This is a genomic window from Anabaena sp. FACHB-1237 (assembly GCF_014696225.1).
Classification (GTDB): Bacteria; Cyanobacteriota; Cyanobacteriia; order Cyanobacteriales; family Nostocaceae; genus FACHB-1237.
This window is the reverse complement of sequence record NZ_JACJPV010000005.1, coordinates 74,214-100,123: the sequence shown is the minus strand read 5'-3', so window position 1 is coordinate 100,123 and position 25,910 is coordinate 74,214. Positions and strand designations below refer to the sequence as shown.

The following is a 25,910-nucleotide window of genomic DNA, read 5'->3' as shown; positions in this document are numbered from 1 at the left end:
GGTTTTTTAAGTATTTTCTCTGACAAAATAATGTAGAATTTACAGGAATAAATTGGTTAAATCAACCGGACTTACCCAATTAGAAAATTAGTAGAGTACGTCAGATATCAATAACCTGTTTATTTACATTATTTATGCTGTCTGACGCACCTTACACTAGTTAAGTCTTAATGAGATTAAATCATTAATTATAGGAATTATTGCCTCATGTCGCCAGAGTTTCCTATAGGTAGTAAAGTTCGCATTATTGCCCTACCTACATACGTAAAAACTGCTGATTCTATGCCTATGTTACGTCCTCCTGATATTATTACACTAGGGGAAGAAGGTATAGTTATTGACCGTCGTCCCGGAGGTTATTGGGGTATTCGTTTAAGTAAAGGTACTTTTTTGATAGATAGTCAATATATGGAAAGTATAGAAAATCCACCAGAATCATCCACAAATCACTCATAAATGATGTAAACTTGTGTTAAGTATTTTGTTGTTGAGAATCATGATTTTTCGTCGCAATTTTATCATCATTTTATTTGCCATTTGCTTAACAGTGATTAATTGGTTTAACTTTATGCCTAGTGCCACAGCATTAGGTGGTAAATTACCAGCAATTAATCAGCCTGCACCGGAATTTACCTTACCAACTAATGTAGGAAATGGAGAAATTTCATTAAGTGATTATCGTGGAAAATGGGTAGTTTTGTATTTTTATCCCCAAGATTTTACTTCTGGTTGTACCATTGAAGCGCGGCGTTTTCAAGAAGATTTACCTAAATACATTGCCAAAAATACACAGATTATTGGTGTGAGTGCTGATGATGTTAATTCTCATGCAGAATTTTGTGATTCTGAAGGTTTGAAGTTTCCTCTTTTAGCTGATACAAAAGGTGAAGTTAGTAAAATGTATGGTTCATGGTTGGGAGTGTCTTCTATGCGCCATACTTTTATTATTGATCCTCAAGGTATTTTAAGGGAAACTTTTGTAAAAGTTGCGCCGACAATTCACAGTAAGGAAGTTTTGGGAAGATTAGCAGAATTACAAGTTTCATAAGTTCATAAAATAAATAAGATCCCCGACTTCTTTAAGAAGTCGGGGATCTGAATCATCTACTATTTAACTATTAACAGTTGCCTCTACAATAATCTTAGTAGAAAACTCACTTGCCCTAGCACTAGGTACTAATGTCCAACCTGCTTTCAATAGTTTCTGATAGGTTGCCCAACCCTTTGAACCACCAGGAATACGATAATCTGGAACTGAAAATTGGGGAAACGCTGTATAAGGCCGCCAAGGTTGTCCCGGTGCTATTTGTAAATACAAAATCTTCTCATCATCACCACTAGACTTAGATAACCAGCACATTTGTTGAGGCATGGTAAACTCCTTTTCGGGTGTCGAAAAATCTCAAAATTATGCCAATATTTCAGGCAAGATGCCTGCACTACATTTTTTCAGATGGGTAAATTACTTTTCTCTATTGCTTTTCATTCAATTTTCAAAACTTTATGAGGATGTTTGGAGAATATTTTGTTTGGGAACGTTAAACTCCTATTAATAACTTTCTATGACAGAAAAGAATTGAGGGAAATAATGATTTTTGTTGGCTTTTCCTAGATTGATTCAACATTTTTTCAATCCTAACTACTGATTTCATAATTGTGTGTAACATTCACTACGATTTATGAAAATTATTAAAATTTTATTGATTTGTTTTTCTTTTCATATCTATAGCATTAATAAATCAGACCTCAATCGCCAGATACCCGACTTCTTTAAGAAGTCGGGTATCTTATATATGTTTATAAGATGTAATTATGTATGCAATATGTATGTAAATGCTGTACAAATAAAATTTCTACTAAAAATCAATATCATCACCACGAATTTACGGCATTTGCTCCGAGCAAATGTTAAGGAATTTTAAGAAACATCAAGTTTAGTAAATAAATGATCTCATCAGAAAAAACGGTGCTATATTAAAAGCATCAGGACACAGAGTAAAAAAAACAAAGGGGCGATTGATCCAGTGTCCTCCATCATTAGCCCGGACAAACGACAGCATTATTTAATAAAAAGTGGCAAAAGACCATCTGTAAGTGGTTAAACCAAATCCCAAAGCGGAAAAACATTAAGATGCCTAGTTTGTGTTTTCCCAGTCCACCTTATTATCAACTTATTAAGTTTACCCATTTGAAATCTCTAAATTCGCTCAAAACCCGGTCAATCTTGATCGGGTTTTTAGGTTTTGGTACATAAAAGATAGAATTAGAAATAGAATCACAATCAATAATCTAAATCTCTAAATCTAAAATTATGAGTTATTGTCTTCATGCTCACTGTTCTAAACCAGAAAACCCTGATGATGTCAAGTTTTGTTTAACTTGTGGTACTAAACTATTATTGAAAGAGCGTTACCGCGCTATTAAACCTATCGGACAAGGTGGTTTTGGGAGAACTTTTTTAGCAGTGGATGAAGATAAACCTTCTAAACCTCCATGTGTGATTAAACAGTTTTACCCGCAAGCACAAGGAACAAATACCGCACAAAAGGCAATAGAATTATTTAATCAAGAAGCAGTACAATTAGATGATTTAGGACAACATCCGCAAATACCTGAGTTGTTAGCATATTTTACACAGGATAATAGACAATATTTAGTGCAAGAATTTATTAATGGTTTAAATTTACATCAAGAATTAATAAAAAATGGTGTTTTTAATGAAGATAAAATTAGATTATTGTTAAATGATTTATTGCCAGTATTGCAATTCTGTCATAATAAAAAAGTGATACATAGGGATATTAAACCAGAAAATATTATTCGTCGTAGTAGTGATAATAAATTAGTAATTGTGGATTTTGGTGCGGCAAAATCAGCTACGGCTACTGCTTTAAATCAGACAGGTACAAGTATTGGCAGTCCTGAATATGTAGCACCAGAACAAATGCGAGGAAAGGCTATTTTTGCCAGTGATATTTATAGTTTAGGAGTGACTTGTATTAATTTGTTAACTGGGCGATCGCCTTTTGATAGTTATGATAGTCATAATGGAGTGTGGATTTGGCAACATTTCTTAAAGACTCCTGTAAGTCAACAATTAACTAACATTATTAATAAAATGGTTGAATCTATTCCTAGTCAAAGATATCAAAAAGTTGCAGAAATTATTCAAGATTTAAACCATGTCAACCCAAATCTTAGCCAAAAACCTAAACAACCAAGTACAACATTACCAACTACTCCTATTAAACCAGTTATTGCCAGAGATCCGGCTATTGAGAGAGAATTACAAGAAATGAAAACTCAATTTACAAGTAGTCAAGGAAAACCACAAGCTAATGATCCAATAGAGAAAGAATTACAAGAAATGAAAGCTAAATTTCGTCAAAACCCATAGTATTAATAATAAAGATAAAGATCCCGGACTTCTTTAAGAAGTCCGGGATCTGGGAGAAGTCCGGGATCTGGGAGAAGTCCGGGATCTGGGAGAAGTCCGGGATCTGGGAGAAGTCCGGGATCTGGGAGAAGTCCGGGATCTGGGGGATATGAAAAAATTTATCTCTGTAGATAGAGACTAAGGAATAGGAAAAAAGTTTATAAAACCTAAAAAGCATGAAAAGCATGAAAAGCATAAAACCATACAATATTAGAAGATCAAGATTTATGAACTACCAAACTTATTCTCACAATCATCGTCATAATATCATGACTCCTGAACAATTTAATGAAATTACTGAAGCCATAACTAATGGTCGGTATTCTTGGGCTTGTGTGTTAATTTTGCGCTATATTGGTTACAATCCTATTCATTATATTCCTCAACGTACTTATAGCCGTTTGATTCAAAAAAATCGTCTTTTGATTACCAATACATCTCATCAAAACATTAATAATTCAGATCATTATCCAGATTTATCATCACTCAATTAAACAACAAAATCCCTGATCTATTCCAGAAGTCAGGGATCTTTTATTAAAGATCAAGCTGACTTCTTTGAGGATAACATAACTATAAGAAAGTTAATAAATGTAAATTTCAACTGAAATTCAAACTGGGTGATATTAAGAAATTTGGTATTTTTAAGACAGTGGAGTATTCCTCACAACTTCCTCAAATTTTACCTTTAATCTCAAAGGAGAAACTAGAAAACTAAATGAGTTTTACTAATTCTATTAAGACTTACACCAAAAATCTGTTGTAGGGTGCGTCAGACTCCATAAATTCTGTAAATAAACAGATTATTGATATTTGATGCACCTTACCAATGTAGCAGTTGTGTAAGTCCTATATTTGAGAAAAATTAAAGGTTAATGACGATGAAAACGAGAAATTATGCCACGATAGACGGTAACGAAGCGGTTGCTAAAGTAGCGTATTCTATCAATGAAGTAATTGCTATTTATCCAATTACACCATCTTCTCCTATGGCCGAGTGGTCTGACGCTTGGATGAGTGAAAATAAACCTAATATTTGGGGTGCTATTCCTTCAGTGGTGCAGTTACAGAGTGAAGGAGGAGTTGCTGGTGCTGTACATGGTGCATTACAGACAGGTTCACTAACAACAACCTTTACAGCATCTCAGGGATTAATGTTAATGATTCCTAATATGTATAAAATCGCTGGTGAACTGACACCTACAGTGTTTCATATTGCGGCTAGATCCCTAGCAGCACAGGGATTATCTATTTTTGGTGATCACAGCGATGTTATGGCCACTAGAAGTACAGGTTTTGCCATGTTATGTGCTGCATCCGTACAAGAGGCTCAAGACTTTGCACTTATTTCTACCAGGGCAACCTTAGAATCACGGATACCATTTTTACATTTTTTTGATGGTTTTCGCACTTCCCACGAAGTAGGGAAAGTAGAAACATTAACAAGAGAAACCTTAGAAAAATTCCTACCCATAGAATTAATTGTAGCCCATCGTGGGCGGGCATTAACACCTGATAGACCAGTATTAAGAGGAACTGCCCAAAATCCCGATGTTTACTTTCAAGCTAGAGAAACAGTGAATCCATTTTACCTGGCTTGTGCTGATATTACACAGAAAGTAATGGATGAATTTGCGGCGGAAACGGGAAGAGAATATAAGCTATTCCAATATCATGGAGATCCTGAAGCAGAAAAGATAATTGTTCTCATGGGTTCAGGTTGTGAAACAGTGCATGAAACCATAAATTATCTGAATAAAAATGGTGAAAAAGTTGGCGTAGTTAAAGTTAGATTATATCGTCCTTTTGACACCCAAAGATTTATAGATTCATTACCAAAAACAACCCAAAGTATTGCAGTTTTAGACAGAACAAAAGAACCTGGGGCAATTGGTGAACCTCTGTATAGTGATGTGATTACAGCTTTATCAGAAAAGGGAATTAATAATATTAAAGTTGTGGGTGGTAGATATGGTTTATCATCTAAAGAATTTACTCCTGCAATGGTAAAAGCTGTATTTGATAACTTGGTTAGTGCCACACCAAAAAATCATTTTACCGTTGGTATTAATGATGATGTCACTCACACTAGTTTAGAATATGATCCGCAATTTAACATCGAAACAGATAGCACAGTAAGGGCAATTTTCTATGGTTTAGGTGCAGATGGTACGGTAGGGGCAAATAAAAATTCTATCAAAATTATTGGGGAAGAAACCGATAATTATGCCCAAGGTTATTTTGTGTATGATTCTAAAAAATCTGGTTCTGTGACAGTTTCTCATTTACGCTTTGGGCCAGAACAAATTCGTTCTACTTATTTAATTAGTAAAGCTAATTTTGTGGCTTGTCATCAATGGGAGTTTGTGGAAAAATTCCCAATGTTGAAAGATATTATTCCTGGTGGTACATTCCTATTAAATTCACCCTACGATAAAGATGAAGTTTGGGAACAATTACCCATTTCTATGCAACAGGAAATTATCAATAAAAATGTGAAACTTTACGTGATTAATGGCTATAAAGTGGCACGGGAAGCGGGAATGGGCGGACATATTAACACAGTTATGCAGGTGTGTTTCTTTGCCTTATCAGGTGTGTTACCCAAAGATGAAGCTATAGCGCAAATTAAGAAATCAATTCGTAAAAGCTATGGTAAAAAAGGTGAAGAAATCGTCCAAATGAATATTCAAGCTGTTGATAAAACCTTGGAGAATTTGCACGAAATCACTACTAAAGAATTAACTAAACAATCACAAATTACCAATCACCAATCACCAATTCCTAACACTGCACCTGCCTTTGTGCGTGATGTTTTAGGTAAAATGATTGCCCGTGAAGGTGATGATTTACCAGTGAGTGCATTACCTTGTGATGGTACATATCCAACGGGTACATCTAAATGGGAAAAACGCAATATTGCCCAGGAAATTCCTGTGTGGGACTCTGATGTTTGTATTCAATGTGGAAAATGCGTCATGGTATGTCCTCATGGTGTAATTAGGGGTAAAGTTTATGAACCTGAACAGTTAGCAAATGCCCCTGGCACTTTCAAGAGTGCTAATGCTAAAGAACATGATTGGCATGATTTAAAATTCACGATTCAAGTAGCTGCGGAAGACTGTACCGGTTGCGCTTTATGTGTGGATGTATGTCCGGCAAAAAATAAAGCAGAACCTAAGAAAAAAGCCATTAATATGGCAGAACAAAGACCATTAAGAGAACAAGAAAAACATAATTGGGATTTCTTCTTGAGTTTACCAAATCCAGACCGCAGAAATTTGAAGTTGAATCATATTAATCAACAACAAATGCAAGAACCATTATTTGAATTTTCTGGTGCTTGTGGAGGCTGTGGCGAAACACCCTATATTAAACTGGTAACGCAATTATTTGGCGATCGCATGATAGTAGCAAACGCCACTGGTTGTTCATCTATCTATGGTGGTAATTTACCTACAACTCCTTGGACTAAAAACGCTGAAGGTAGAGGTCCAGCGTGGTCCAATAGTTTATTTGAAGATAATGCTGAATTTGGCTTAGGTTTCCGCGTTTCTATAGATAAACAAGCAGAAATTGCCGTTTATTTATTGCAACAATTAGCCTCTGAAATTGGAGATAATTTAGTTGCTGCAATTCTCAATGCTGAACAAAAAGACGAAGCAGATATTTATGAACAAAGAGAAAGAGTATCAATTCTCAAAGGAAAATTAGAGGAAATTATTAACGCAGATGAACACAGATTAACGCAGATACAAGAAGATGATATCGGTGTTTGTCAGCGTTTATCTGCGTTCAAAAATCTAAAATCCCTTGCTGATTATTTAGTGAAGAAAAGTGTGTGGATGATTGGAGGAGACGGTTGGGCCTATGATATTGGTTATGGTGGATTAGACCATGTAATTGCTAGTGGACGCAACGTAAATATTCTTGTGTTAGATACAGAAGTTTACTCTAATACAGGTGGTCAAATGTCCAAATCTACCCCCAAAGGTGCAGTAGCAAAATTTGCCGCTGGTGGTAAACCTGCAACTAAAAAAGACTTAGGTTTAATTGCCATGACTTACGGTAATGTTTATGTTGCTAGTGTGGCCATGGGTGCAAGAGATGAACAAACATTAAAGGCATTTTTAGAAGCGGAAGCCTACGATGGACCATCATTAATTATTGCCTACAGTCATTGTATTGCTCATGGTATTAATATGGCCACAGCTATGCAAAATCAAAAGGCTGTAGTTGATTCTGGACGTTGGTTATTATATCGTTATAATCCCGACCGTGTGGAACAAGGTTTAAACCCTTTACAGCTTGATTCACGCACTCCTAGAATACCTGTAGAAAATTCCATGTACATGGAAAATCGTTTTAAAATGTTGACTAAAATTAATCCAGAAAGGGCAAAAGAATTATTACAAGAAGCCCAAGCAGATGTTAATACTCGTTGGCAAATGTATCAATATTTAGCTGCGAGAAAATTACAAGAAAGTCAACAAGCAGAACCAGTTAAATAACGCCAAATAATATCTCCGACTTCTAATATTCGACTTCTAATATTAATTGATAATTTATTGTACCAGATCAACAAAGAAGTCGGGGATCTGCTACCAATTACCAATCACTAATTACCAATCACTAATTACCAAAATTATGAACTTAACCACCACATATCTGGGACTAGAATTAAAATCACCTTTAATACCTTCTGCATCTCCCCTTTCTCAAGATGTGGATAATATTAAATTAATGGAAGATGCTGGTGCTGGTGCTGTTGTGATGCACTCTTTATTTGAAGAACAATTAACTTTAGAAAAATACGAACTGCATCATCATTTAACTTATGGTACAGAAAGTTTTGCTGAGGCTTTAACTTATTTTCCTGAACCTGCTACTTTCCGAATTGGACCTGAAGAATATTTAGACCATATTCGCAAAGCAAAAGAACAAGTGGATATTCCCATTATTGCTAGTTTAAATGGTTGTTCTCCTGGCGGTTGGACAGAATATGGCAAATTGATGGAAGAAGCAGGAGCATCTGCATTAGAATTAAATATTTATTATGTTCCCACTGACCCCAATTTAACAAGTTCAGCAATTGAACAGAATTATTTGGATATTCTCACATCTGTGAAAAGTGCTGTCACTATTCCGGTAGCTGTAAAACTCAGTCCTTATTTTACTAATACTGCAAATATGGCTAAACGTTTAGATGATGCTGGGGCTGATGGGTTAGTGTTGTTTAATCGTTTTTATCAACCTGATATTAATTTAGAAACTTTGGATGTAGAACCTCATGTATTATTGAGTACACCCCAAGATATGCGTTTACCATTGCGTTGGATAGCTATTCTTTTTGGTCATATTAACGGTAGTTTGGCCGCAACCAGTGGTATTCATAATGCCCATGATGTGGTAAAGATGTTGATGGTGGGCGCAAATGCTACTATGTTATGTTCTGTTTTATTACGGCATGGTATTAATCATATTCAGTGTTTGCGGGAAGATTTGCTAGAATGGATGGAAACCCATGAATACGAATCTGTGAAGCAAATGCAAGGTAGTATGAGTCAGCGTAATTGCCCTGATCCTAGTGCTTTTGAACGCGCTCAATATATGAAGGCGTTACAAACTTATAACCCAGTCTGGGAACGGAATATACAAAAGTTAGCACCAGTACGATAAGTAGTGATGGGTAATGGGTGATTGGGTACTAGGAACAACGTTTTGGGGATTTTTCTCAAAGCATTGCGAGATATCTGGAAACAATACATAAGTGTCAACTTAACGTAAAACCCATAGCCCGACTGGGAATTGATTCCTGTGTCTAATAGCAAAATTCATCTAAAGATGACTGAAATAACCAGAATTGTTTTTAAATTGTTTAGTAAACTTTAGTAAACTTTAGTAAACTTTAGCTATTAGCCTGGAACTCAAGTTCCAGGTGGGTATGAAAGCCAAACTCCTGATTCCTTGATGTTATATTACACACCAAATTATGAACAAACGTATCGGTATTCTTACTAGTGGTGGTGACTGTCCAGGCTTAAATTGCGCCATTCGCGCTGTGGTTAGTCATGCTAATCTTACTTACGATTGGGAAGTGGTGGGTATTCCCTATGCTACCCAAGGCTTATTAGAACGCCAAACAGTTCCTTTGAGTATGCACGGCTGGGACTTACGCGGTATTGATCCTCTATTAAATATGGGCGGTACTGTTTTGGGCAGTATTAATAAGGGTGATACTTTAGCTTCCATACCTGAAATGATGGCAAGTTATCAAGCATTGGGCTTAGATGCTTTAATTGTAATTGGAGGTGATGGTAGCTTAAATATTATTAATCAATTAGCAGTGGCAGGTGGATGGAATTTAGTCGGTATCCCTAAAACCATTGACAATGATGTGGCTTTAACAGAACGTGCTATCGGTTTTGATACAGCTGTAAATACCGTCGTTGACGCTATTAATCGTCTCACATTTACAGCAGCAAGTCATGATCGAGTGATGATCGTGGAAGTGATGGGACGCACGGCCGGACATTTAGCGTTACACTCTGGTATTGCTGGAGGTGCAGATGTGATTTTAATTCCTGAAGTTCCTTATACTATTAAGGGTATTTGTGATCATTTGCAGGAATTACGCGATCGCTGGAAAAGGAAGTTTGCTATTATTGTGGTAGCTGAAGGTGCTACTCCCTGTTTAGAAGATTTATGCAATGGTGATACTTGCAGTTTAGAAAATGCCCCTTCTCCTCATTTTATTGCACCTAAATGTGGCAGAGGTCAATATATTGCGGATCAAATTACAGAATTAACTCATCATTTTGTAGATACGCGAGTATCAGTTTTAGGACATATTCAACGCGGTGGAATTCCTTCCGCTTTAGATAGGTTAACAGCCACTATGTTTGGTAAAAAAGCAGTAGATTTAATTGCTCAAGGAACGTATAATCAAATGATAGCTTGGCAAGATAATCACGTTGTTTCTGTTCCTATTACGGATGTGGTTAAGAGGAGTCCTTTTTATGTAGATCCTGATGGTGATTTAATTCAAACTGCCCGATCTTTAGGCATTTATGTAGGCGATAGTTGATAGTTGATAGTTAATAGTGGATAGTTGATAGTGGATAGTTGATAGTTGACAACGAAAAATTATCAACAGGACTTAGGCAACTTGTACATTTGTAAGGTGTGGTTCGACAAGCTCACCAACCACGTCATACATTATAAATCATGTAAATAACCAAATTGTTGATATCTGACTCACCCTACAACAGATTTTTTACTGTGACACTTGCGTAAGTCCATTGTCCATTGTCAATTCTTTTAATTTGCTAAGTAACTCTCTATTAGTATATGGCTTTAATAAAATAGATGCTACTGGGATATTATTAATAGATTCTAATATATCTAATGTACTCATTCCTGTACAAGCAATTACTTCTACTTGAGGATTGATTTTTTTTAATGTGCGAATAGCTATAATGCCATCCATTTCTGGCATGATAATATCCATTAATACCATTTTAATATTATGTTGATATTGACAATAAAGAGCGATCGCATCTATACCACTACTAGCAGTCATCACTTGATAATTATAATTTTCTAATATTTTCTTAGTTATTTTCCTAATTTTCGCCTCATCATCCACTAGTAAAATTAATTCTCCATTTCCTTGATATTTTTCCACATCTACATCTACATCTACATCTTCATTGTGATCCTCGGTTTTTCCTATATTGATAGCTGGTAAAAATACTTGAAATTTACTCCCTTTATTAACTTGACTAAAAACATTGATAAAACCTTCATGTTCCTTAACAATTTTCAAAGCTGTTGATAAACCAAAACCTGTACCTTTTCCTATTGGTTTGGTGGTAAAAAATCGTTCAAAAATTTTCTCTAAATTCTCCGGTTTTATTCCTTCTCCTGTATCCGTGATACTAATTACTACATAATTGCCCACTTTAGCATCACAATTCATTTGTTCATAGGTTTCATCAATATATAAATTTTCAGCGCTAATATCAATCTTACCACCTTGAGGCATAGCATCACTGGCATTAATTAATAGGTTTATTAATACTTGATATAATTGAGTAAAATTTCCAGATGTAAATGATAATTTTTCAGGTATGTGTTGAGAAAATTCAATAGTTTTGGGGAAAGTTTGCGTAAATTGCATAATTTCCTGAATCAAATCTTTGACATTGATAATTTGAGATTTTTCAGAAACTCCTCTACCAAATGATAACAACTGTTTAATTAAACTAGCACCGCGTTTAGCATTAATTTCAATAGTTGTTATCATTTCTCTTTCACATTCTTGCTGTGAACCTAATTTAATTTTCAGTAATTGGGCAGAGCCTAAAATTGGCGTGAGGATATTACTAATATCATGGGCAATACCACTAGCTAAAGTGCCAATACTTTCTATTCTTTGAGAACGAAAAAACTGTTCTTGTAATTCTTTTTTGTAGGTAATATCCGTATCTACAGTTAAAATAGATTTAGGTTGTCCATCACTATCAAACATTAATGTCCAGCGACTTTCTACAATGACTTTTTTTCCTAATTTAGTTTCTTTATGTAATTCTCCTAACCAAACTCCCGACTTAACTACTGCTTTTAAAGCTAATTTTTCCTGGGTATAGGAAATATTTCTATAAAAAATTTCTTTAATGGTTTTATTCAAAACTTCACACTTTTCCCAACCATAAATTCTCGTCGCTCCCTGATTCCAATATAAAATCTGTGCTTGAAAATCTCTGACAAAAATAGCATCATTAGCAATATCTAAAAGTGCTGCTTGTTCATAAATTTTTTGTTGGGCTGCTTTTCTTTCCGATATATCTCTAGTAATGATAATTAGACGAATGGGGCGATTATTTTCATCATGATAAACTTTACCTCTACTACCTAACCAATGAAGACTACCATCTGGCCAAATTATTTGATAATCAATGCTTAATTCTACTCCTTTTTCCATTGCTAAATATATAGCTTCTTTTACTGAAGAGCGATTTTCTGGATAAATTAAGTTTAGGAAATCTGGAAAATTGGGGCATTTACTATTATTAGGAACACCATATAATTTGGGCATATTATCTGTCCAAATACCCTGATTATTTATTAAATTCCAGTCACATATTCCCATGTTAGCTGCTGACATGGCTAAAAATAGTCTTGCTTCACTTTGTTCTAGGGAATTTTGTGATCTTTCTCTTTCTATTGTGTCTTGCTCCAAGGGTTGATGACTCATAGCTAGATCAGTAATATATTTTGCTACTTTTGCAATAATTACAAACTTATAGTTGTAATTATAAGTGTAGTTGTATATATGATGATAATAATTTTTGTAAAATTTTGCCAATACAAAGATCCTCAACTCCTTTGAAAAGTTGAGGATCCATTAGTACCGCAAAGCGGAAGTCATGCATTCCAAGATACTCTACCAAGAATGTAAAGCTCTCAATTGAGGTGTTTTTTTAAGTTGATGGGCTTCCATGCGAGTGAGTAAATCATCTAAAATACCCACAGCTTCTACCACATAAGCACCTTTATTAAGCATGACACATTCTGCTCGTTCTGACATCGCAGCATCGGTAATTTCTGCCCTAGATGGCATTCCATGTTTCACCAGATTTTCTAATACTTGAGTAGCCCAAATTACAGGTATATGCGCGGCTTCGCATAACCAGAGAATTTCTTCTTGAATTTCTGCTAATCTTTGATAACCTATTTCTATGGCTAAGTCTCCTCTAGCAATCATAATTCCCAAGGGTTGTGTTCCTGCTGCTTGAATAATTAACTCTGGTAAGTTGTTCACAGCTAAAGGTGTTTCTATTTTGGCAACTATGGCAGGAACTTTGGCATTTTTTGGTAATCTAGCTGTGAGTTCTTGTTGTAAAAGTTGGATATCTGCGGCAGTTTGTACATAAGAATAACCGATGATATCAATGTTATGACTGTGGGTAGCAATAAAGTCTAAATCTTGTTTATCTTTCTCTGTTAATGCTGCTAGATTTAACTCTGTGTAGGGAAAATTCATGCCTTTATCTGGTAATATTTTTTCTCCTTTAATGCGAGCATGGGTAATTCTTAACCACACTCCTTCGTAAGTAATTGATTCAACTTTCGCGCCAATTTTACCATCATCAATCCACACTGTTGCCCCTGTTTTTAATTGTGGTAATATTTCAGGAATTGTACAACTAGCTTGAAATGTTTGTGAGCCTAAAGTTGTGGGTAATTCGTGGGTTAAAAGTAGTAAATCATCTCTAAATATACGATGTTTAGGATGGGGGGCAATGGCATATTTAATTCTGGGTTTTGGTCCTGCTAAGTCCATCATTACTTTGCAAGTATATCCTAATTCTATTTCGGCTTGACGCACATTATTAATCATTCCTAACCATTGTGTAGGTTGATCATGAGCGCAATTAATTCTTACACAATTTGTACCTTGACGAATTAAGTCCCTCACAAGTTCATAACTAGTAGCAGCTTGACTGGGTAATGTCACCATAATTCTTACCCGGCGCTGATGTGGAGTTTCACCAAATAAATGTTCTGTATTTTGTTGTAGTAAGCGATCGCCTTGTAAAAATTCTCTAATTGGTGGATGATTAATTTGTGAACTAGTTTGTTGACGACAAACTGCTTTTAAGGTGGCAATTACAGCGTCTAAAGTGGGTAAAACCTTAGCTTCTATGCGGCCTAAAGAAGATAAACCCCAGGGTATTAAAGCTGCTTGTAGGGGGCGTAAATCATGTCTTCTTAATGCTAAATAATAGGCCAGATTCAGACTACTATCAATAAATGCTAAACGATGAATTTGCGATCGCCATTCTGTAAATATTTCCGTACCTTCTCTTTCTACAGTTTGACGTAATTCCTCTAAAGTTTGCAACAAATTAGCAGGATGAGTTAGATCCGATGCTGCAAAATTTCCTGTGGGTAATTCTTCTGATTTTTCTAAACTTATTGGCTGCATAATCAGTAAATTCTGCTAAAGAGAACCCGATAATTTAAGATTTGATTTATTAGATTTGAAAATTCACTTTTTGCTGCCAAACTGTCGAATATTGGATCCCCGACTTTTTTAAACCTGATAAATCAACTATCAATTGATCTTAGAAGTCGGGGATCTGGCTTAATTGTCAATTAATTATTGACCTTTTTCTGCTGAAGCAATTTCCAGCATTGTCTTAATCACAGAATCAGGATTGAGACTAATAGAATCTATTCCCAATTCTACCAAAAATCTCGCAAACTCTGGATAATCACTAGGTGCTTGTCCACAAATACCAATCTTCTTACCATGTTCTTTCACAGTAGCAATAGCTTTAGCAATGGTGCGTTTTACCGCTTCATTTCGTTCATCAAACAGATGGGCAACTAATTCTGAATCTCGATCTAATCCTAACGTTAGTTGAGTCAAATCATTAGAACCAATGGAGAAACCATCAAATACTTTACTAAATTCATCCGCAAGAATTACGTTACTAGGCAATTCACACATTACATAAACTTCTAAACCGTTTTCTCCTCTCACTAAACCATTAGCGGCCATTTCATCTAATACCCGTTTTCCTTCTTCGGGAGTGCGACAGAATGGGATCATTAAAATCATATTGGTTAAACCCATTTCATCCCGAACTCGTTTCATCCCTTGACATTCTAAAGCGAAACCTTCACGATACCGAGAATCATAGTAACGAGAAGCACCACGCCAACCGATCATCGGGTTTTCTTCTTTAGGTTCAAATTGTCTTCCACCCAAAAGATTAGCATATTCATTACTCTTGAAATCGGACATTCTCACAATCACAGGATTAGGATAAAATGCCGCAGCAATTGTGCCGATACCTTGGGCTAATTGGGCAATGAAAAATTCTGCTTTACTTTCATATTGGGCTGTTAATTCTGCAATTTTGTACTTAGCTAATTCATCTTCCAATTCATCAAAATGTAACAATGCTAGAGGATGTGCCTTAATATGATTAGCAATGATAAATTCCATTCTGGCTAAACCCACGCCATCATTAGGAATGGCAGTTAAACCTAAAGCCTCTTCAGGGTTGCCCACATTCATCATGATTTTTGTGCGAGTTCTGGGCAATTCATCTAACGGCAATTCATGAATTTCAAAGTTTAATAAACCTGCGTAAACTTTGCCTGTTTCACCTTCAGCACAACTCACAGTAATATCTTGACCATTTGTCAAAACTGTAGTTGCATTTCCACAACCAACTATGGCAGGAATACCCATTTCTCTAGCGATAATTGCGGCATGACAGGTTCTACCACCAGAGTTAGTCACAATTGCACTAGCTTTTTTCATAATAGGTTCCCAGTCCGGATCTGTACGGTTGGTAACTAATACTTCTCCACTTTGGAACTGATTAATTTGGTGAACATCAAGGATGACTCTGGCTTTACCCTTGCCGATCATTTCGCCTACACTTCTACCAGTTAATAATACGGGACTTTGTTCTTTTAACTGATAGGTTTTCAGGACGTTTTTAGATTTTTGGGATTGAACTGTTTCTGGTCTAGCTTGGACAATAAATAATTCACCAGTGATACCATCTTTTGCCCATTCTATGTCCATTGGTGTAAACATTCCTCGCACTTGGGAATAATGATCTTCAATAATACAAGCCCATTTTCCTAATTGCAGAATTTCATCATCATTTAAGGCAAATTGTCTTCTTTCTGAGTCAGGAACGGAAACATTTTTTGTTAGTTTTGTACCACCAACATCATAAACCATTTTAATTTCTTTTGTGCCTAAGCGTTTTTGTAAAATGGGTTTATGTCCGGTTTTTAAAGTAGGTTTAAATACTAAATATTCATCAGGGTTGACAGCACCTTGCACCACGTTTTCACCTAAACCATAGGCTGCCGTAATTAAAGCCGCATCTTTAAAACCTGTTTCTGTATCTATAGAGAACATTACACCTGAACTTGCTAAGTCAGAACGTACCATTTTTTGGACACCAACCGATAAAGCAACTTCAAAATGATCAAAACCTTTAATTTGCCGATAGGAAATAGCACGATCTGTAAAGATAGAGGCAAAACATCTATGGCAAGCGTCTAATACACCTGAAAGCCCATGTACATTCAGGTAAGTTTCTTGTTGTCCTGCAAAACTAGCATCAGGTAAATCTTCGGCTGTAGCACTAGAACGCACCGCTACATCTGTATCTGTACCATATACTTGACATAAGGCTTGATAAGAGCGAGCGATCGCTTCCTGTAAGTCCATGGGAAATGGCGTTTCTAACATTAATGATCTGGCCAATTTACCACATCGTCGTAAATTATCAACATCTTCTACATCCAAGTCAGCAAAAATCTTTCTCAATTGTTTTTCTATTTGAGCATCAGTAATAAAATATCTATAAGCATAGGCAGTAGTAGCGAACCCATTAGGAACTTTTACACCTTTAGTATCCAGTTGTTTAATCATTTCCCCTAATGACGCATTCTTACCACCTACTAGGGGAATATCTACAATACCTACACAGTTAAAAGGTAATACCAGCGCCGTTTGTCTTTCTTGTTGGGCTATTTCTGGATTCAGTTGTGTGTTTAACATACTGTTACATTCCTTCAAGATTTATTCTCATGTAACCCATGAATTTTTCAGCTATATTTTTGTTATACAGAGATATTTTGAGGATCTTGTGAGGATATATTTTCTTAACAAAAGTAAATGATCTCCAACTTTCTTGAACAATCAGGGATCATAAATATGACTGTTAGTTAATTCAAAAAATATATACAAATGTTACAAAATAAATAATATTGTAAACATCCTCACAACTTCCTCACATTTACGATCTATATTGTAAGGAATATACATCTATAATTTAGCGAAATTCGACGAATCTTAATAGAACTAAGCGACTTAACTAATTCCAGTGATTACCTTAATTAGCTTCATAAATGAAATTCAGATGATAACTTTAATAAAAGAAAAGGATTTACCGTTATGTACTACTGTCCTTGTTGTAAAGATTCTCTACTCAAACACATTCGTGGACAAGAAACCTACTGGTTTTGCCGGAGTTGTTGGCAAGAAATGCCCATCTTAACTCAACGTCACAGTGCAGCTATTCCCCAACCTATTTTAGAGAAACTATCTAAAAAGATCACCAGACCACAACCCAGCCTACGTGATGCTTATGTAAGTAAACGTCGTTCTTTAGCAAATAATATAATCTTACAGCCAGTATCAATATAATATATTAGTTCAATGCTAATATATAAAAGATTCATCGGCAACAGTTTTAAGATAATAGCAAAGAGTAGTTGTTAATTTCCTTAAGGTCATTAACCACGTCAGACTTCATAAATCCTGCAAATAAACAAATTGTTGATATGTGACGCACCCTACCAATGTGCCAGTTGCGTAAGTCCTGCTTGCCTTAAAGGTACACTAAGGTAGACTCATTTTTGTAACTTTTCCATTTCATACTCTAATTCAGCAAGGCCGAGTCTTTTTAAGTGTCATCTTCTGCTTCTAAAATTTTCTTAGCTTCTGCAAGACGTTGTTTATATTCTTCACTGACTTGGGGATATTGTAAATGTAATTCCTGCAATTTTGTACAAATAATATCTGCTACAATTAACCTTGTAAACCATTTACGATCTGCGGGGATAATGTACCAAGGAGCATGGGTGGTACTAGTATGATTAAAAACATCTTCATAAGCCTTCATATAGTCATACCAAAAAGCCCTTTCCTTAACATCATTTACCGAAAACTTCCAATTTTTTGATGGTGCGTCAATTCTTTCTAAAAACCTTTTTTTCTGGACAGTTTTGGAGACATTGAGGAAAAATTTCAGAACAATAACACCATTATTAACTAGATACTTTTCAAAATTATTAATTTCTTCAAATCTTTGCAGCCAAATTTTATTACCATTAGGAAAATGTGGTAATTGTTGCTTTTTGAGAATTTCTGGATGAACACGAACTATTAATAATTCTTCATAGTAAGAACGGTTAAAAATGCCTATTCTACCGCGTTCTGGTAAAGCCTTCATAGAACGCCATAAATAATCATGATCTAACTCTTCATCACTGGGAGATTTAAAACTAAATACTTGACAACCTTGAGGATTAACTCCCGACATTACGTGCTTAATGGTACTATCTTTACCAGCAGCATCCATAGCTTGAAAAATAATTAATAAAGCATAGGTATTTTGGGCATAAAGAATATCTTGATATCTAGCAAGTTTCTCAATACCTGCTTGTAATTTTTTATCAGCATCAGTTTTTTCATGAAACTCGCATTTATAGGCGGGATCATAATCTTTAAGCAGAGAAATTTGTGAACCTGGTTTAACGAGATAAGGTTTGTGATTCATAGATAATTGGTGATTGGTAAGAAATATATTTTCTTATATCATCTATGAGTATAAATAATTAGTTTTTAATCAATTCTTAATATTTGCGATCAAGTCAGATCCCCGACTTCTTAAAGAAGTCGGGGATCTTGTGGTTAGTGATGTCTGATAAAATTAAGTAAAGATGGAATTTATTTTATCTAACCTAGATAAAATCATCAGAGAATAGAAAATCATGAAAATTCGTCCTGAAACAGGATTAGATTATTCATCTATAGCAGAAGTGAATATTCAAGTATTTGCAACTGAAAACGAAGCAAAACTGATAGATAAAATTCGTGATTCTCCGTGTTATGTTTAGCACCATTAGCTATAATTCCAGAATAAATATCAAAATCAAGGAATTGGTACTAGTTTAGTACAAACTGGTTTAGAAATTGCTTGACTTACAGCACATTCCATCTATATGAGGTACACTATGAACACAGCAAGATGCCTGTGTTACAAAGGTTTTATCATTAACATCTGTACATCATAATAACGGAAACTGCTGTAATTTACCAATTATACCTTGTTTAACTTGATTTTCCTGTTCATAGCGAATCCTTTTAACCCTTTCTACGGCAATGTTTACATAATCTGGATTAATTTCAATACCTATTACTTTACGTCCTGTTTTAATAGCTGCTACTGCTGTTGAACCAGATCCAAAAAAAGGATCAAATATGATATCTCCAGGATGACTACTAGCTAAAATAACTCTAGTAATTAACTCAATGGGAAATTGTGCTGGATGAGGAGTTCTTTCTTGAGAACTACGATTTTGACCAGAAGTAACTTTAGGAATTTGCCAAACATCAGTAGGGTTTTTTCCGTTAACATTACATTTTAATTTACCATTTTTCTTTTGATTAGGATATTTCACATTAGGATCTCGGATATCATCTAAATTAAATACATATTTTTGAGGATCTTTAACATACCATAAAAACTTTTCATTACGAGGAGAAAAAAACAGTTTACCAGCTACGCCTGCACCATAATTCCAAACAATTTCTTGAATTAAATAAAAAGGAACTTTATCCCAAATTAAATAAGGAATAGGAATTGCTTTAGCAGTTTTAGGAATAGAAAGATAACCAAGATTTAGCCAGAATGCACCATCTGATGATGTGCAATGATAGACTTGATTAATCCATTTAGCTGTCCATTGAATATAATCTTCTAATGACAATATAGATTCATATTCTTTGCCTATATTATAGGGAGGAGATGTGACAGTTAAAGGTAAACATTCTGCTGGTAATTTATTCATTAATAATAATGAATCTCCTTGATAAATTAAGATGTCTTGATCTTCGTAGACAGGATTTCTTAAACAAGATTTGAAAGTATGGAGGTTCATAAATTTTTGCTATATTAGTAAATACAGAGTTTTTGCAATGACACTACAATTAATCTTAATATAATATATATGTAATTATACATCTACTTATATAATATAGATACTTGTAATTAATTAGCAAAAGTGAATTTACTTATCTTAACAAAAAAATACTGAGTATTATTTATGGCTTCATTTGTGAATTTACTACATAATTTTTATAACTTCTATTCAAACCTGATATAGATATGCTAAATTAAGTTTAAATATCAACATATTGACACCAAACAAAAATATAAACAAAATGCAAGCTAATAAATATCCCTTTGCCCAAGAATTGATTACTGATATTCAAGGTAATATCAGAAAAGTAGTTATAGATTTTCAAGACTATTTACGATTGCTAGAAGCACTTGAAGATGAAGGACTTATTCTAGCTATGAAAGAGGTAGAAAATGAAACACCATTAAATTTAGATGCAGCATTAGCAGAATTAGAAAAATAATGAATACTCAGTATCTACCCAGTTTTATTAAAGATTTAAAAGCACTTAAAAGTACACCATACTATGAGTCTATTAAAAAGTTTGCTTTTGAAGAAATAATCGCAATATCAAGTTTTGAAGAAATCACAAATATCAAAAAACTTCAGGGATATGATAATGCTTATCGTATTCGCATAGGTGATTATCGTCTTGGTATTATTTTTGATGGTGAAACATTAATTTTTGAAAGAGTTTTACACAGAAAAGAAATTTATCGCTATTTTCCCAAATAGATAATTTTAGCATAATTATACAAATACACAAATACATGAACAAGGGTTCAGCAATGCTAAACCCCTAGATAATTTATTGATTCTTAGATTGATTTTCAGCTAACAAAACACCTATTGCCAAACGTAAATAAGGATAAACAAAATAATCCAAATAACATCAACAAAGTGCCAAAACAAAGAAGTGGCATTGATGCCAAAATGGCCATTATCAAAATTACCAGGCATGAAAGAACGTAACAACACAATTAACTGTAACAGAATACCCGTGAAAACGTGCAAACCGTGAAAACCAGTTAATAGATAAAACATTCCGCCGAAAGTACCAGAAGTAAAACCAAACTCCAAACTACTCCATTCCACCGCTTGGCCATACAAGAAATAACTACCCATTGCCATTGTTAGAAACAACAAGAAGCGATAAGTTTTTAAATCATGTTTTTCTAGGGCTTTTTCTGCAAAATAAATTACAAAACTACTAGCAACTAAAACCACAGTATTAATGCTAGGATCTTTAACTTCTAAACCAGAGACACCAGGCGGCAACCAATTAACCGCAGTAGTTTTATAGATAATATAACCAGCGAAAAAACTCAAGAAAATGACACTTTCAGATAAAAGAAACACAATAAAACCAAACATCTTATTGCCTTCTTCATCATGTTCATGTTCATGATGCTGATGTAATTCCTCAGAACTCATAGAACTATCCATCATAACTTCCCACTTACTCAACAAACTTATTACTAATTACCAATTACTCTCTCTGTGACTTTGCGCCTCTGCGTGAGAAAATAAATAGAAATAGTGCGTCAAAATTAATAAAAAACCTATAAATATGACGCACAATATCAATTATTTATGTTCAGAAGTAGCTGTTAAAGGTTCGGACTTACCATAACCATAGGGTTCACTAATTACCACTGGAATCTGTTCAAAATTCTCAATAGGAGGAGGTGAAGAAATCTCCCATTCTAAACCAATTGCTAACCAAGGGTTATCCGGTGCTTTTTCACCTTGCATCCAAGAAATTAGCATATTGAAAATAAAAGGTAGGGTGGACATTCCTAACAAAAATGAACCCAAACTAGCTACAATATTCCAACCAATTAAGTCTGGTGCGTAAGAGGCTGCACGTCTTAACATACCTTGTAAACCTAATGGGTGCATGGGTAAAAAATTCAAATTTGTACCAATAAATGCCAACCAAAAATGAACTTTTCCCCAGCCATCATGGAACATTCTTCCTGTCATTTTGGGAAACCAATGATAGATGGCTGCATACATTCCCATTGTGACTGTTCCATACAGTACATAGTGGAAATGTCCCACCACAAAGTATGTATTATTGACGTGAACGTCTACTGGTACTGAAGAAAGCATTATTCCAGTAATCCCAGCAAATACAAACATGATTAATCCACCTAATGCAAATAACATTGGTGTATTTAATCGTATTTTTCCACCCCAAATGGTCGCTACCCAAGCAAATACTTTAATTCCTGTAGGTACAGATACGAACATGGTTGTTAACATGAAGAATAACCGCATCCAACCAGGTGTACCACTTACATACAGATGATGTACCCATACTATACCGCTTACTACAGCGATTAGCATGGAAGAAATAGCGACAACTTTATAACCAAATAGGGGTTTGCGAGAGTAAACGGGGAATATTTCTGAAAATACGCCGAAAATTGGCAGAATAATTACATAAACCGCTGGATGGGAGTAAAACCAGAAGTAATGCTGGAACATTACTGGATCACCGCCTTTAGTTGCGTCAAAGAACGATGTACCCACAGTAATATCAAATAATAACATTACTGCTCCGGCTGTTAATGCTGGTAGTCCAAATAATTGAATAATTTGTGCGCTAAATACTGCCCATACCATTAACGGCATTCTGAAATATCCCATACCAGGCGCACGCATTTTGACGATAGTAGTAACAAAATTTACTGCGCCCATAATGGAAGATACACCGGAAATTGCCACTGCTAATAACCAGAGGACTTGACCTGTAATTAAGTTACCAGTGGGGTTCTGAGTGCTGACGGGGGGGTATGCCCACCAACCAGACTGGGAGGGACCACCAGGTACAAAAAAGCTGGCGATCATCAAAATACCGACCACTGGGACCATCCAAAAAGCGGCGGCGTTGAGGCGAGGAAAGGCCATGTCCCGCGCCCCGATCATGATGGGGACAATGTAGTTAGCAAGACCAACGAGGGATGGGAATGTCCACAGGAATAACATGACTGTTCCGTGCATGGTAAACATGGCGTTGTACACGGTACGATCTATGAGATCCGCTTCTGGCGTGATCAGTTCGCCTCGGATGATCATGGCGAAAATGCCACCGACGAGAAAGAAGATAAAGGAGGTAACGAGATATTGGATACCGATAACTTTATGGTCGGTACTGAAGCTGAAGTACCTTTTCCAGTCTCCTGGATCTTGATGTTCAGCATGGCTAAAGCTGTTTATGGGAATATTTGTCATATTTAGGTGTAAAGTTACAGTTTATGATTAACCAGGAAAGTTAACTAGTGGAGGTGCGGCGGGTTGAATACTTTCCCAACCGCTATCAATGCCATTTTTGAGTTTTAGGTTATATTCTGCTACTGCTTGGTTAGGCGCAGGTGAAGGTGTATTTTTTGCGGCGGATGCTAACCATTGATGGTAGGTTTCTGAGTTTTCTACAACTACATTGGCGGTCATGGTAGCGAAATATGTACCGCTATATTGGGAGTCTATGAGGCGATATTCTCCAGGACGAATGGGAGTAAATTCAAAGTCAATGTTATGACCAGGAATTATGTCTTGTTTGACGCGAAATGCGGGAATATAAAAGCCGTGCAGTACGTCTTCTGAATGCAGTTTTAAACGAATGCGCCGATCGCTTGGTAAATGCAATTCTGTACTAGTAACGTTGTTTTCTGGATAGTGAAAAACCCATGCCCATTGTTTAGCTAAAACGTCAATTTCTTCCATGGGTTTTGTGGTTTTAGAAGTAATTTCAGGAGTTTCTGAATTATCACTATTTGCCATGACCATTTTTATGGGATTATGCAAATGTAATAAATGATTTGGTCCTTGAATCCCCATTTCTTCATAAACTTGATAACTGTAGGTAGCTATCCACAAAACTAACATAATGGGAATGGCAGTCCACACTACTTCTAAAGTGATATTACCTTCAATATGAGGACCATCACTAAAGTCTGTATCTCGCGCCCGATGGAAGAGAATGGAATACAATAGAACCGCAGTTACTCCTAAGAAAATAAACGCGCCCATTGTCACTAAAAAACTGATTAAATCATCAACAAGATGAGATTCAGCCGCAGCCTGGGGAGGAAGCCAAGAGTAAGATTGTTTTCCGATCCAAATACTTGTAAAAGTAACAGCGATCGCCCCAGTTGCTAGAGTTAAAAAATTCAAAATTAGTCGAATATTCATGTTAGTTAGCAAGGAGAGAAAAGGAAATATAGCAAGTTACAGTCCATAGGTGACAGCTATTTTCCACCTAATACTTGATTCAAATCTTGACCCATTCGCAATAACTTATCTGCCGTATTATGGACACCAAAATCTGCTGCTAAATGCGCTCCTAATGTGCCATGTAAGTACAATAACAACATAATTATTGCCCCTACAACTAAATAAGGAATTTGTACTTCTCGTTCATGTTGTAGTCCAATAATATAACGTTGCCAACCACGCCAAAATGTCATGCCCACAATAATAGCTAAAAGTAAAACACCACCGACACCATGCCACATCATTGTGGGCATTGCTAACATTCCCCAAGGGCTTTTAATATCAGCAGGAGGTGCAGCTAACAACATTTCAAAAAAACCTGCACCAACTGTAAAAAAGGTAATTACAGAAGCGGCAAAAATATTGTACCAACCTACATCAAATAATTGAGAACGTTCTACAGTAATTCCCAAGAATTTGAACACCCATTTTTCCAAAGGAAAGAACACACCTAAAAAATCGAAAACAATGGCAATAATAAATAATCCCAAAGTTAAATGAACTAAATTAGGATGAATAGGTAAAACGTAAGGTAGGCCATTTGCCCCCATGTGGTGACTTATTTGATCAAGTAGTTCTGAGTTCATGGTAAAAGTCCATCCTTTACTGCTTCCACGACTGGCACAGTGTGTAAGCCATATACCCACACAAGTTCATCACCAAGATACACTTGTAAACCAACAATTAATGTTAGTAAAATACCCACTGCAATGTAATGAAATGGCAGTTTATTGGGGTTACGACTCCGCAAAACATAACGCCAAGCATTAATAGCAGCGATCACTCCTGAAAGTGACCAACCAATAAGAGTGTGAACATTTAAAATTGATTTAGCTAATTCATAAGGTTTCGCTAAACCTGCTTCAAATTGTCCAAAAATAATTGCTACAAAAATCGAAACTGTAGCAATACACATATTCCACCAACTCACTTCAAATAACCGAGTTTTGCCAGTGAAATAACCAACCACATCACAGAAAACTGAGAATAATACCATCGCAATTACAAAATGAACCACGATAGGATGTAAAGGATCTGGATATGGTAAATTATGTTCATTCAATGACGTGAAAAAATCTAGCATTGTCTTCTCCTAGACTTAGACCGATGGTTTTACACCTTGATCAAACTTATGCTTTTTGATTGTTTTTTAGAGTGCGTCAGATATCAAAAATTGGTTTATTTGTGCAATTGATGATATTTGCCACAATAATAATTACGCTTAGTTACGCCTAGCAATTTATGAAGCTATAAAGGCGTGTTTTTGACTACCATATCTTCCAGATCCCCAACTTCCTCAACCAGTGGGGGATCTTATTGTTCCTAGACGTAAAAACCAGATTAAGTTTAGGTTAAGTAACTTTTTGTAAACTGGTCAAATAACTAAAGGCAAACCTTT

General features: G+C 35.5%; 22 protein-coding genes. 11 read left to right on the top strand and 11 right to left on the bottom strand.

Features of this window, described 5'->3' with window-relative positions:
* The first annotated feature begins 207 nt into the window (after positions 1 to 207).
* Together sipA and H6F32_RS04025 are read left to right on the top strand one after the other, a co-directional pair.
* Positions 208 to 456: a regulatory protein SipA gene (gene sipA / locus H6F32_RS04030; RefSeq protein WP_190368052.1), complete on the top strand. Its 249-nt coding sequence runs from the start codon at positions 208 to 210 to the stop codon at positions 454 to 456.
* 40 nt (positions 457 to 496) lie between these two features.
* Positions 497 to 1,048: a peroxiredoxin gene (locus H6F32_RS04025; protein WP_190368051.1), complete on the top strand. Its 552-nt coding sequence runs from the start codon at positions 497 to 499 to the stop codon at positions 1,046 to 1,048.
* A gap of 63 nt (positions 1,049 to 1,111) precedes the next feature.
* Here H6F32_RS04025 and H6F32_RS04020 read toward each other — a convergent pair whose 3' ends face one another.
* Positions 1,112 to 1,372 carry a hypothetical protein gene (locus tag H6F32_RS04020; RefSeq protein ID WP_190368050.1) on the bottom strand — a complete coding sequence of 87 codons (261 nt, stop codon included), beginning with the start codon at positions 1,370 to 1,372 and terminating at the stop codon, positions 1,112 to 1,114.
* Positions 1,373 to 2,311: 939 nt separating this feature from the next.
* Here H6F32_RS04020 and H6F32_RS04015 point away from each other — a divergent pair.
* The 5 genes from H6F32_RS04015 (at position 2,312) to H6F32_RS03995 (ending at position 10,523) form a co-directional block, all read left to right on the top strand.
* Positions 2,312 to 3,397 (top strand): serine/threonine-protein kinase, encoded by a 1,086-nt coding sequence (locus H6F32_RS04015; protein ID WP_190368049.1) that lies wholly within the window; start codon positions 2,312 to 2,314, stop codon positions 3,395 to 3,397.
* A gap of 266 nt (positions 3,398 to 3,663) precedes the next feature.
* Positions 3,664 to 3,930, top strand: coding sequence for a HetP family heterocyst commitment protein (locus H6F32_RS04010; protein WP_190368048.1), 267 nt, complete (start codon positions 3,664 to 3,666; stop codon positions 3,928 to 3,930).
* A 387-nt stretch (positions 3,931 to 4,317) separates the two neighbouring features.
* Complete coding sequence (gene nifJ / locus H6F32_RS04005) at positions 4,318 to 7,947, top strand: pyruvate:ferredoxin (flavodoxin) oxidoreductase (RefSeq protein ID WP_190368047.1); 3,630 nt, start codon at positions 4,318 to 4,320, stop codon at positions 7,945 to 7,947.
* A gap of 136 nt (positions 7,948 to 8,083) precedes the next feature.
* Positions 8,084 to 9,115, top strand: coding sequence for a dihydroorotate dehydrogenase-like protein (locus H6F32_RS04000; RefSeq protein ID WP_190368046.1), 1,032 nt, complete (start codon positions 8,084 to 8,086; stop codon positions 9,113 to 9,115).
* A gap of 313 nt (positions 9,116 to 9,428) precedes the next feature.
* Entirely contained in the window at positions 9,429 to 10,523 is a 1,095-nt protein-coding gene (locus tag H6F32_RS03995; protein WP_190368045.1) for an ATP-dependent 6-phosphofructokinase, read from the top strand.
* Positions 10,524 to 10,712: 189 nt separating this feature from the next.
* Here the strand turns inward: H6F32_RS03995 and H6F32_RS03990 are convergent, their stop codons facing one another.
* The 3 genes from H6F32_RS03990 to ppsA all read right to left on the bottom strand — a co-directional run bounded on the left by H6F32_RS03990 (position 10,713) and on the right by ppsA (position 17,042).
* Positions 10,713 to 12,695 (bottom strand): ATP-binding protein, encoded by a 1,983-nt coding sequence (locus H6F32_RS03990; protein WP_190368044.1) that lies wholly within the window; start codon positions 12,693 to 12,695, stop codon positions 10,713 to 10,715.
* A gap of 189 nt (positions 12,696 to 12,884) precedes the next feature.
* Positions 12,885 to 14,429 (bottom strand): pyruvate kinase, encoded by a 1,545-nt coding sequence (locus H6F32_RS03985; protein ID WP_190368043.1) that lies wholly within the window; start codon positions 14,427 to 14,429, stop codon positions 12,885 to 12,887.
* 174 nt (positions 14,430 to 14,603) lie between these two features.
* Positions 14,604 to 17,042: a phosphoenolpyruvate synthase gene (gene ppsA, locus H6F32_RS03980; RefSeq protein ID WP_190368042.1), complete on the bottom strand. Its 2,439-nt coding sequence runs from the start codon at positions 17,040 to 17,042 to the stop codon at positions 14,604 to 14,606.
* Between the two features lie 396 nt (positions 17,043 to 17,438).
* Here ppsA and H6F32_RS03975 point away from each other — a divergent pair, with 396 nt between their 5' ends.
* Entirely contained in the window at positions 17,439 to 17,690 is a 252-nt protein-coding gene (locus H6F32_RS03975) for a hypothetical protein (RefSeq protein ID WP_190368041.1), read from the top strand.
* A 259-nt stretch (positions 17,691 to 17,949) separates the two neighbouring features.
* Here H6F32_RS03975 and H6F32_RS03970 read toward each other — a convergent pair whose 3' ends face one another.
* A complete protein-coding gene (locus H6F32_RS03970) occupies positions 17,950 to 18,825 on the bottom strand; it encodes a polyphosphate kinase 2 family protein (protein ID WP_190368040.1) in 876 nt (291 codons plus the stop codon).
* Positions 18,826 to 19,039: 214 nt separating this feature from the next.
* On the opposite strand from H6F32_RS03970, the gene H6F32_RS20855 reads away from it, so the two are divergent.
* Positions 19,040 to 19,165 (top strand): hypothetical protein, encoded by a 126-nt coding sequence (locus H6F32_RS20855; protein ID WP_277875036.1) that lies wholly within the window; start codon positions 19,040 to 19,042, stop codon positions 19,163 to 19,165.
* 171 nt (positions 19,166 to 19,336) lie between these two features.
* Here the strand turns inward: H6F32_RS20855 and H6F32_RS03965 are convergent, their stop codons facing one another.
* The gene (locus H6F32_RS03965) at positions 19,337 to 20,209 is read right to left on the bottom strand and encodes a site-specific DNA-methyltransferase (protein WP_190368039.1); all 873 of its coding nucleotides are present in this window, start codon (positions 20,207 to 20,209) and stop codon (positions 19,337 to 19,339) included.
* Positions 20,210 to 20,492: 283 nt separating this feature from the next.
* Here H6F32_RS03965 and H6F32_RS03960 point away from each other — a divergent pair, with 283 nt between their 5' ends.
* Together H6F32_RS03960 and H6F32_RS03955 are read left to right on the top strand one after the other, a co-directional pair.
* Entirely contained in the window at positions 20,493 to 20,693 is a 201-nt protein-coding gene (locus tag H6F32_RS03960; RefSeq protein ID WP_190368038.1) for a hypothetical protein, read from the top strand.
* On the top strand, positions 20,693 to 20,965 hold the full coding sequence (locus H6F32_RS03955; RefSeq protein WP_190368037.1) for a type II toxin-antitoxin system RelE/ParE family toxin: 273 nt from the start codon (positions 20,693 to 20,695) through the stop codon (positions 20,963 to 20,965). The genes H6F32_RS03960 and H6F32_RS03955 overlap by 1 nt, the downstream gene beginning before the upstream one ends.
* A gap of 111 nt (positions 20,966 to 21,076) precedes the next feature.
* Here H6F32_RS03955 and H6F32_RS03950 read toward each other — a convergent pair whose 3' ends face one another.
* The 5 genes from H6F32_RS03950 to H6F32_RS03930 all read right to left on the bottom strand — a co-directional run bounded on the left by H6F32_RS03950 (position 21,077) and on the right by H6F32_RS03930 (position 25,595).
* Complete coding sequence (locus tag H6F32_RS03950; RefSeq protein ID WP_190368116.1) at positions 21,077 to 21,676, bottom strand: heme-copper oxidase subunit III; 600 nt, start codon at positions 21,674 to 21,676, stop codon at positions 21,077 to 21,079.
* 141 nt (positions 21,677 to 21,817) lie between these two features.
* Complete coding sequence (locus H6F32_RS03945; protein ID WP_190368036.1) at positions 21,818 to 23,470, bottom strand: cbb3-type cytochrome c oxidase subunit I; 1,653 nt, start codon at positions 23,468 to 23,470, stop codon at positions 21,818 to 21,820.
* A 27-nt stretch (positions 23,471 to 23,497) separates the two neighbouring features.
* Complete coding sequence (locus H6F32_RS03940) at positions 23,498 to 24,430, bottom strand: cytochrome c oxidase subunit II (protein ID WP_190368035.1); 933 nt, start codon at positions 24,428 to 24,430, stop codon at positions 23,498 to 23,500.
* Between the two features lie 56 nt (positions 24,431 to 24,486).
* Entirely contained in the window at positions 24,487 to 25,098 is a 612-nt protein-coding gene (locus H6F32_RS03935; protein ID WP_190368034.1) for a DUF2231 domain-containing protein, read from the bottom strand.
* Positions 25,095 to 25,595: a DUF2231 domain-containing protein gene (locus tag H6F32_RS03930; protein WP_190368033.1), complete on the bottom strand. Its 501-nt coding sequence runs from the start codon at positions 25,593 to 25,595 to the stop codon at positions 25,095 to 25,097. Before H6F32_RS03930 ends, H6F32_RS03935 begins: the two co-directional genes overlap by 4 nt.
* Positions 25,596 to 25,910 lie beyond the last annotated feature (315 nt).

What these genes read in the sequence shown, in the direction of transcription:
- ppsA (WP_190368042.1), bottom strand. Translation starts at nt 17,042, where the DNA reads ATGTTAAACACACAACTGAATCCAGAAATAGCCCAACAAGAAAGACAA.
- nifJ (WP_190368047.1), top strand. Translation starts at nt 4,318, where the DNA reads ATGAAAACGAGAAATTATGCCACGATAGACGGTAACGAAGCGGTTGCT.
- H6F32_RS03960 (WP_190368038.1), top strand. Translation starts at nt 20,493, where the DNA reads ATGCAAGCTAATAAATATCCCTTTGCCCAAGAATTGATTACTGATATT.
- H6F32_RS04025 (WP_190368051.1), top strand. Translation starts at nt 497, where the DNA reads ATGATTTTTCGTCGCAATTTTATCATCATTTTATTTGCCATTTGCTTA.
- H6F32_RS03970 (WP_190368040.1), bottom strand. Translation starts at nt 18,825, where the DNA reads ATGAATCACAAACCTTATCTCGTTAAACCAGGTTCACAAATTTCTCTG.
- H6F32_RS03990 (WP_190368044.1), bottom strand. Translation starts at nt 12,695, where the DNA reads ATGAGTCATCAACCCTTGGAGCAAGACACAATAGAAAGAGAAAGATCA.
- H6F32_RS04020 (WP_190368050.1), bottom strand. Translation starts at nt 1,372, where the DNA reads ATGCCTCAACAAATGTGCTGGTTATCTAAGTCTAGTGGTGATGATGAG.
- H6F32_RS04015 (WP_190368049.1), top strand. Translation starts at nt 2,312, where the DNA reads ATGAGTTATTGTCTTCATGCTCACTGTTCTAAACCAGAAAACCCTGAT.
- H6F32_RS04000 (WP_190368046.1), top strand. Translation starts at nt 8,084, where the DNA reads ATGAACTTAACCACCACATATCTGGGACTAGAATTAAAATCACCTTTA.
- H6F32_RS03965 (WP_190368039.1), bottom strand. Translation starts at nt 20,209, where the DNA reads ATGAACCTCCATACTTTCAAATCTTGTTTAAGAAATCCTGTCTACGAA.
- H6F32_RS03975 (WP_190368041.1), top strand. Translation starts at nt 17,439, where the DNA reads ATGTACTACTGTCCTTGTTGTAAAGATTCTCTACTCAAACACATTCGT.
- H6F32_RS03995 (WP_190368045.1), top strand. Translation starts at nt 9,429, where the DNA reads ATGAACAAACGTATCGGTATTCTTACTAGTGGTGGTGACTGTCCAGGC.
- H6F32_RS03955 (WP_190368037.1), top strand. Translation starts at nt 20,693, where the DNA reads ATGAATACTCAGTATCTACCCAGTTTTATTAAAGATTTAAAAGCACTT.
- H6F32_RS03945 (WP_190368036.1), bottom strand. Translation starts at nt 23,470, where the DNA reads ATGACAAATATTCCCATAAACAGCTTTAGCCATGCTGAACATCAAGAT.
- H6F32_RS03940 (WP_190368035.1), bottom strand. Translation starts at nt 24,430, where the DNA reads ATGAATATTCGACTAATTTTGAATTTTTTAACTCTAGCAACTGGGGCG.
- H6F32_RS03930 (WP_190368033.1), bottom strand. Translation starts at nt 25,595, where the DNA reads ATGCTAGATTTTTTCACGTCATTGAATGAACATAATTTACCATATCCA.
- H6F32_RS03935 (WP_190368034.1), bottom strand. Translation starts at nt 25,098, where the DNA reads ATGAACTCAGAACTACTTGATCAAATAAGTCACCACATGGGGGCAAAT.
- H6F32_RS04010 (WP_190368048.1), top strand. Translation starts at nt 3,664, where the DNA reads ATGAACTACCAAACTTATTCTCACAATCATCGTCATAATATCATGACT.
- sipA (WP_190368052.1), top strand. Translation starts at nt 208, where the DNA reads ATGTCGCCAGAGTTTCCTATAGGTAGTAAAGTTCGCATTATTGCCCTA.
- H6F32_RS03985 (WP_190368043.1), bottom strand. Translation starts at nt 14,429, where the DNA reads ATGCAGCCAATAAGTTTAGAAAAATCAGAAGAATTACCCACAGGAAAT.
- H6F32_RS03950 (WP_190368116.1), bottom strand. Translation starts at nt 21,676, where the DNA reads ATGGATAGTTCTATGAGTTCTGAGGAATTACATCAGCATCATGAACAT.
- H6F32_RS20855 (WP_277875036.1), top strand. Translation starts at nt 19,040, where the DNA reads ATGAAAATTCGTCCTGAAACAGGATTAGATTATTCATCTATAGCAGAA.